At 70.4% G+C, this 7,048-nt stretch carries 6 protein-coding genes; all 6 read right to left on the bottom strand.

Annotation, left to right across the window (positions count from 1 at the left end; all coding sequences use genetic code 11):
• Positions 1-368 precede the first annotated feature (368 nt).
• On the bottom strand, positions 369-1,490 hold the full coding sequence (locus M878_RS91310) for a site-specific integrase (RefSeq protein ID WP_158692594.1): 1,122 nt from the start codon (positions 1,488-1,490) through the stop codon (positions 369-371).
• 428 nt (positions 1,491-1,918) lie between these two features.
• Entirely contained in the window at positions 1,919-2,221 is a 303-nt protein-coding gene (locus tag M878_RS91305; RefSeq protein ID WP_023544059.1) for a helix-turn-helix domain-containing protein, read from the bottom strand.
• A gap of 100 nt (positions 2,222-2,321) precedes the next feature.
• Complete coding sequence (locus M878_RS91300; RefSeq protein WP_209445471.1) at positions 2,322-3,353, bottom strand: tyrosine-type recombinase/integrase; 1,032 nt, start codon at positions 3,351-3,353, stop codon at positions 2,322-2,324.
• 105 nt (positions 3,354-3,458) lie between these two features.
• Positions 3,459-3,866 (bottom strand): AAA family ATPase, encoded by a 408-nt coding sequence (locus M878_RS91295; protein WP_023544061.1) that lies wholly within the window; start codon positions 3,864-3,866, stop codon positions 3,459-3,461.
• Entirely contained in the window at positions 3,863-5,473 is a 1,611-nt protein-coding gene (locus M878_RS50600; RefSeq protein WP_078630561.1) for a Mu transposase C-terminal domain-containing protein, read from the bottom strand. Before M878_RS50600 ends, M878_RS91295 begins: the two co-directional genes overlap by 4 nt.
• Before the next feature lie 113 nt (positions 5,474-5,586).
• Positions 5,587-6,765, bottom strand: a complete 1,179-nt coding sequence (locus tag M878_RS92785) for an ATP-binding protein (RefSeq protein ID WP_158692595.1) — start codon at positions 6,763-6,765, stop codon at positions 5,587-5,589.
• Positions 6,766-7,048: the final 283 nt, after the last annotated feature.

Raw genomic sequence — 7,048 nt, 5'->3', positions numbered from 1 at the left:
TGGCGACCTCTCGCAGTGAAGGTTGAGCGCGCAGGCGTGGCTGTTGGAGAACGTCCTCGGCCTGGAGCCGCTGGGGAGGACGAGCGGCCCGTTCGCCGGACACAGGACGACAAGTGGATGCTCAACCTCACCGCCGCCCGCCAGTTCCACGCTCGGGAAGGGCACCTGAACGTGCCCAGGAAGCACATCGGAGAACTGCCCGTCGGCCTCGCCGGACCCGCCCCCCTCCGGCCGCGAGATCACCCCCGAGGACACCGTCCTCATCGACCCGGGCATGTGGACCGCGAACACCCGGCGTCGGGCCGACAAGCTCACCGACGAACGACGCGCCGACCTGGATGTGCTCGGCATGCGCTGGCGAGGGTCCATCACACGGGTCTGGTGAGCTTCGGGTAGGGCCGGTAGTGGGCAACTCCTGCGTAGGACATTCCTAAGGAGACAGTGAGGATCTTGGCGTCGAGTTCGTCTGCGAGAGCGAGCAGACGTGTGGAGCGCAGGATGCGCGGCAGGAGGCCGACGGGCGCAAGGCTGTCGCGGATGTGGGCGGCGCCGGCCGGTCCGTGGTGGGTGCGGGTGAGCCGGGTGACGAGCAGGTGGGGGTTGTCCGTACCGAGTCGGCGCCGGTGCTCCTGGCAGCGTTGCAGCGCCGTCCAGGTCGCACTGTCCAGAGGGAGATGCACTGATCTGCCGGGGAACCGGACGCTGTGGCGGTCGGAGTCGGTGTCGGCGTCGGTGAGCTGGCGCAGCTCGGTGATGGTTGCTGCGTGGAGGAGGGCGGTGAGGCCGATGAAGGCTTCGTGCGGATGGATGTTCTGGTTGGCGGCCCACCGTTCGTACAGGGTGCGCTGCCGGGCTGGGGGGAGAGTAGGTCCGTGAAATCCCCTCTGCTGCACGGCAGTTATCGGGTCCGTGGGGTTGTGGAGGATGGCCTTGGAGTGGTGGGCGTGGGCGAAGAACTGGCGCATTCCTGCGAGGTGGGAGGCGCGGCGGTCCGGGGCCAGCGCGAGGAAGGATTCCAGGTCGGCGGTGGTGACGCTCGCCCAGCTCGTATGTCCCTCGGGGTGGAGGTGGAGGGCCAGGTCTCGGATCGTGTCCAGGCGGATCTCGATGGTCTTCAGCTGGTTGGGGTGTAGCCCGAGTTGCTGGGCTCGCTCGCGCTGGAGCAGCAGGAAGTCGGCGAACCCGTCGACCTGGGGGCGCAGCGGGGCTGGGGTGGCCTCGATGCGGCGGGTGCGGCGCGCTGCGGCCCGCCTGTCGGCGAGGCCCGGTGGCGGGTCGAGGTGGCCATGGATGCGGAAGAAGTCGGTGAGTGCTCCCACGAGTTCGGGGGCGTTGTTGCGGGCGTGTGCGAGCAGCGTGTGGGGGTCGCCAGTCGTGGTCGCAATGATCAGGCGTGCAGTGGTGGCGACGACGTCTGCTGCGTAGATGGGGTGGCGGTGATCGGCGAGGTGCGCGGCGAAGTCGCTCCACCAGGGTGGTACGGCGGGCATGCGCCCGGCCCAGCCGGCCGCGCGGGTGATGACGGTGTGCGGTGCGTGCTCGTAGCAGCGCTTGCACAGGCCCTTGGCCCACTGGCCGTCAGTGCCACAGCGTTCACAGCATGCCGGGGGCGGTGCGGTGGCGGGATCGGCGCAGGCCCGGCAGCGCCGAGTCTCCGCGTCGAGGGTGCGTCGGCGCCCGCAGTGCTGGCACGGGCCCCGCGCCGGTCGGCCTGCCGAGCGGTGCCGGCACATCGCGCACAGGTCCTGGGTGGATCGCCGTGGCGCCCCGCAGGCGGAGCAGGTACGCGAGCACCAGGCGCAGCGGCCCGTATCAGGGCGCAGCCAACGCGGTCGGTGGCAGGCCGGGCAGTCGTCCTTGACCGTCCGGGGCGCGCCGACGGTGGTTATGTGCGGGTTCGTGGCGGGGCCGGGAGCGGTCACAGCGGCGGCAGGGACCGGTGGTGGCACACAGGCTGCTGCTGCGGAGGGTGCGAGGCCGGGTCGGGGGCGGTGCGCGGTGGAAGGTTTGAGGGCGCGGTGGAGTCGCTCAAGGTCAACAGGTCGCCTGGAGCGCAGTCGAGGGCGGCGCACAGGGCGGACAGGGTGGACAGCTTCACCTGGGAGGGCTGTTTGGTGAACAGGGCGGACACCGATGCTGCGGACAGTTCGAGGCCGGCACGCTCGACGAGGAGGCGGCGCAGTTGAGTGCCGGTCCAGATGCCGCGCTGTGCCGCGGTCATGCGCAGTTTCCACTCCACCTGGGGCGGTGGGGCGGGGGTCTGAACGGCACGCAGAGGAGGTGTTGTCACAGAGGCTCCGGGGGTCAGCCGGCCAGGTCGGTCAGGGCTGCGGACGTGGCACGGCGCCAGGCGTCCTCGACGAAGGTGAGGCAGGGGCGGACATAGGCCATGGTGGAGGCGATGTGCTGGTGTCCGAGCAACTGCTGGACGGTGAGCAAGTCCATGCCCTGTTCGTAGTGCAGGCGCGGCGCAGGTCGTGCGGGGTGAACCGGTCACCTTCGACCCGGCCTTCGGTGTCCAGGAGCCGGGCCAAGCGGTCGCGGACGGTCTCCGGCCTCAATGGCTGGCCGTGGGCGTCGCAGAACAGCGCGGCGGTATCGGGGAACAGGGGGCGGATGTCGCTCTGGTACCAGGCAAGGATCCGGTCCAGTCCGTCCAGCATCGGGGCCCATCTCGGGCGTGGTCCCGAGGCGTTGGCCGCTTTGCCGAACCGTACGTGGAGCTTGCCGGACGGGCCGAGCTCGGGGTGGACGTCGCACAGCTCGAGGCAGAGGGCTTCACTCAGCCGCGGCGCGGAGTGGTACAGGGTGCGCAGCAGCGCGTAGTCCCGTGCCGCGGCCGGGTAGTCGGATGTGACGGCCAAGCGGGCGCGTGCGTGGGCGAAGAAGGCCGCGAGGCGTTCGGCGGTGGGCGGCAGCCGGCGGGAAGGCTCGTCCCAGACGTGGCGCAGCCGGTTGAAGCGGTCCAGCGGATCACCCACCGTCGCGCCATACAGGGCACGGATCTCGGCGGCGTAGCGCAGGCGCACGAACGTGTGGAAGGCGCGCAGCATGTCCAGATAGCGGCGTCTGGTTCCCGCGGCCCGGCCCGCGAGCAGCAGATCGTGCAGCATCGCGTCCACGTGGGCGGACTCGATCTGCCACACCGGGCGGTCAAAGTGGGCCAACACCCGCGGAAGCAGGGAGGTGTAGGCGCCGATCGTCGTCGGGGCGAACCCCCGGCACACCCACGTTGCGGCGAATGCCTGAATGCAGCCGGCCTGGAAAGCCCACACGTCCCGTGCCGGTGAGGTGTCAAGGGCCAGGTCAGTGAGACCGCCCTCCACCAGCCGAAGAAAAGGCCTCTCCCCCACACTCCACCACCATCCCGTCGACGATCCCCGATTAAGGCAGCGCCTGAACAACAGGCGTGCCCCCGAAATCACCAACGAGACGACTGGAGAAAGGCAACTCTCTCCTTACGAACAACCCCGCGCCCCACACGCCTCCCCGTTGAGCCACTGGGCCTCGTCGACGAGGAAGGTACGGGGGCGTTCGGCCAGGGCCGTCTTCAGCAGACGGTCGAACTCGCTGGGGTGGCGCGGTGGCTCGCCGGCCAGGTCGAGCGCGGTGAACAGTTCGTAGCGCACCGCGCGGGCCGTGGGCCGGGCCCGGAAAGTGATCTTTCGGACGTCCTCGCCGGGTTCGAGTGCGCGCAGGCAAGTGTTGACGGCGAGGGTCTTACCGAAGCCAGCGCCGCCATGGATGCACATCATCGCGCGGGCAGCGACCGTGTCGGTGATGTTCTCCCGGGCAGTGAGCAGGGCGCGGGTGGTGACCACGGACGCGTCGGGCAGGTCGACGTACTGGTAGGTGGCCGCGGTCACGAGGCGTCTCCGTCTTCATCGGTGGTGGGAAGTGCGGCCCGCCCGCCCGGGCCGTCCGGGGCGCAAGCGCCGTCACGGCCGGACGGGTACCGGACGGGCGTGCCTGGCGCGGTCAGCGCGGCCAGGGAAGCAGGGGTGCGCCAGTCGGCCGGGGGCGCAGCGTGCGGGATGAGATCTGGCATCGCGAGCCGCGCGAGGTCGGCGTCGGCAGTCTGGGCAAGTTCGGCCTCGGCCTGCGCGGTGGTCAGCGCGCCGAGCCGCTGAAGTGCCTCGGGCTGGTTCACGGCGGCGTAGCGCTCGCGCTGCGAGGCCTCCAGGTCCTTCTTCAGACGGCGTGCGCGAGCGGCCCGCGCCCTTCGTACGGCGCTGACCTGTTCGTCGGTGGCCTGATCGGCCAGGTCCGCAGGACCCAGGTAGCGGCCGGTGGCCGCGTGGTAAACCTCGATCCGGTGATCGTGATGAGGCATGAAACGGATGCGGACCTGGATCCCGGCCTGCCCGGTCATCCACGGCCCCACGTAGTCGCGCCTCCTGAAGCGGATGCCGCGGGTGGTCAGCGTGCGGGTCCCGGCGTCCTCCAGGGTGAACGTCCACAGATCCGCGGCCGACACGTCCCGCAACGGAGTGGGATCGTCCTGCCACGCCTCAAGCGGAGTCCTGCCCCGCAACGGCGCGGGACGGTGCTCGGTGTTCCACCAGACGGTCCAGGCCAGCAGCCGGGCGGTGAAGTCCTCAAAGCTGAGCAGCACTTCGTCTTTCGGGCGAGAAGCCCGTTTGCCAGGGCGCGGCTGGCGGGCATAGCCGGGCAGCGCGGCCAGGAACATGCTCTCCACCGCCCGGTTCAGGCCCTCCACGGTGCCCTTGAGGTGGGGGGTGTAGGCGGGCAGATCCTCCACCGTCACGTCCAGGAGATCGAACGCGGCGGTCACCGTCCTGGACAGGAAGTCCTTGCCACGGTCCACCCGCACCTTCTCGGGCAGGCCGCCGAACGGGCCGTAGGGGTCCTCGCGCAGGACCGCGGAGCGCAGCGCGGCCAGCACCGATTCCCGCGACGGATCTCCCGGCGTGACCGCGACACCAGTGATCGCGTTCGTCGCGCAGTCGGTGAACCAGGTGATCCACGGCCTGCGAGCCTTGCCATCGACATCGACCAGCACCGGCGCCTGCATGTGGTCTGTCTCCCACACCTGATTGCGCCAGCCCCGCGGCCGGGCCAGGAACACATCATGCTTGCGCGCCGCCCGCTCCCCGCCCGCGAGCCCCGCCCGCTCCCCCGGCGTCAGATCCCGCTGGATCGCCCGGTGCAACGTCGGAATCGACGGAGGCGGCTCCCCCTCGCCCATGGCCGCGCGAGCGATCAGCTCACGATGGACTGCCGCGACGTTGCCCTTCCACAAGGCCAGCAGGCGACGCACTTCCGGGGTGACGGAGAAGCGGTCTTTGCTCTGGGCCCGCGCCCCGGGCTCCGCGGCCGCGGACTCGTCACGCTCGGCAGCGGCAAGCCACCGCCACACCGTGCGCTCGGTCACTTCCAACGACTGGGCCATCAGCCGTACATGCCGGGTCGTCAGTTTCTGGTCCTGCCGCAGGGCGAGCAGCCTGCGCACGGCAGGGCCGCGCAGCGCCGACAGGGAGGAAGAAGGCAGGCCTCCCCGCACACCTCTGTCCTCCCCGTGGATGCCGGAGCGAGAAGCGCCCTCTGTCGGCCCGGAGGCGCCGGTCACAGCGGCCCCATGAGCCGTGCGCAGGCCCGCTCCAGCATCCGGCGGTCCACTACCGCCCGGCTCCTGCCATAGGTCTCGGCGGTCAGGTGCGAGGTCAGCTTCGCCCAGGTCCGGAAGTTGCCGTGTCCTACATGCTCGTCCACCCACGCGACATCGTCCTCGCTCACGTCCTCCCACAGGGGGTGGAAGGCAGCCATCACGGTGGCCACCTCGCGCGGGCCAAGGCGCGGCACCAGCTCCCAGGTCAGCACCCGAGAGGCCAACGCGGGCACGCGGCGCAGCGCCCGTTCGCTGCCCGCACCAGCGAGCACAAGTGCCGTGTCCGTATCCGGGTGGTCCCACAGCCCGCGCAGAAACTCCAGCGCCGGCCCCGGAAGACGCTGTGCCTCGTCCAGTACCAGCACACGAGGCTGCCGTAGCGCGTTCACCAGCATCAGGTCGGCCTCCCCCGCCCCTCGCGGCAGACGCCTGCCCAGTTCCAAGGCGTCCGCGAGCACCCGGCGCAGTTCGGGAACCGTCGGATGCACACCGACATGGACCCGACGGACCCGGGCCGGGTGCGGCAGCTGGGACAGGGCGTACTGCAACGCGACGGTCTTGCCCTGGCCGGCGTCGCCGTACAGACACACCACCGCCCCCACCGCGGCCGCGTGCGCGACCGTCCGCAGCACCGACCGAACGGCAGGCGTGTGCACCACCTGGGCATCCGGGACCAGGACCGGGACCTGCGCCAGGTGCTTCTGCTCCCGCAGAAACACCTGCCCACCGACGCCTTTCTCCGCCACCACGTTCAGGCCCAGCTCGCTGAGGGCATCCGGCCGGCGCGACCCGGCCACGTCAGGCTCCCGCCCGGTCAGCAAAGCGCGCCCCGCCCGTCGGTCCCTGCGGATCACCCGACTCAACGTCGACATCGACGGAACTGGCACCTCACCACCGGTAGCCACCAGCCGACGCCTCAGCTCCGAGACATTGCCCCCCGCCTCCCCCAGCAGCGCCCACACCTCGTCCGACACTGCGTATCCCTGCCGGACCGGCGCCTCCGCCCGCCCCGTCGCCTTCGCCTGCTCCAGCCAGCGCCAGACCGTACGCTCGGAAACACCCACCGTCTCAGCGACCGCACGCACATGCCTCGTGGCCAGCTCCCCCGCCTGCTGGCGCTCCAGCAGACGACGCACCACCAACCCCCTGGGCAGTGCAGCCCCACGACCGGCCCTTACCTCTTGATCCACCCCACGATCACACCGACCGGGCCAACCTCAGCGCATAAGAACTCTCGAACCTGAGACAACATCAGCTGCCATGCGATAAAGCCCCACGACAGCGATCCCCCCATCAATCTCTCACCTCATGACAGCGGCCTGCCCACCCGTAAACAGCCGCTGACCAGCCCCGTAACACCCACCCCTGGACCAGCGCGACCGACTCTCACCACCACCGACACCAACCCGAGAGATCGCA

It is taken from the genome of Streptomyces roseochromogenus subsp. oscitans DS 12.976, assembly GCF_000497445.1.
Taxonomy (GTDB): Bacteria; Actinomycetota; Actinomycetes; order Streptomycetales; family Streptomycetaceae; genus Streptomyces; species Streptomyces oscitans.
Note: the sequence above shows the minus strand (reverse complement) of the source record. Positions and strands in the feature narration are given on the sequence as shown.

Excerpts from the sequence above, each read along its gene's own strand:
- M878_RS91310 (WP_158692594.1), bottom strand. The coding sequence starts at position 1,490 with ATGCCCGCCGTACCACCCTGGTGGAGCGACTTCGCCGCGCACCTCGCC.
- M878_RS91305 (WP_023544059.1), bottom strand. The coding sequence starts at position 2,221 with ATGACCGCGGCACAGCGCGGCATCTGGACCGGCACTCAACTGCGCCGC.